General features: G+C 45.7%; 1 protein-coding gene. It reads left to right on the top strand.

Annotated features, from left to right (window positions below):
- Positions 1-295: hypothetical protein (locus A3736_RS17430; protein WP_197465503.1), on the top strand; the 295-nt coding region annotated here is incomplete at its 5' end.
- Positions 296-457: the final 162 nt, after the last annotated feature.

The raw sequence follows: 457 nt of genomic DNA, 5'->3' as shown, positions 1-457 counted from the left end.
AGGATTGGATGAAAGAGGATCAACGCGCGATAAAATTCGGTTATCTTATAACGATTCTTCTGAGTACATTCCACCAGAGCACCACGATGGGCAGGTAGAGGATTCAATCCGCGCCAAAATTAATGAGCTAGAGGGAGGGCGTTTGCAATTATTCGCAAAGGCAAGGGTCGCTATGAATGATGCGGGCTTAAGTGCGTCGTTCATAGGTTTTATCAAAGATACACTTGATAAGCAGCAGGCTGAAGCGTTGATTTTCAAAATAAATGGCGATTCAGAATATATCAAACGACCGTAGCATTAAGTTTTACCTTCGAGAAGGTCTGATGACGTATAGAATTGCATATGTGCGCTTTAGAAAGAGCGGCAAGGCCTACCCAGTAGATTGCGAGCGATCTGATTTGCAAAGAGGCGACGTCGTCGTGGTTCGAATGGGGGCAGGGGAGCCCTTACTTCGAGT

The sequence above is a fragment of the Erythrobacter sp. HI0063 genome, assembly GCF_001635685.1.
GTDB lineage: Bacteria > Pseudomonadota > Alphaproteobacteria > Sphingomonadales > Sphingomonadaceae > Qipengyuania.
The sequence above is the reverse complement of the archived record's forward strand: the minus strand, read 5'-3'. Positions and strand labels throughout refer to the sequence as shown.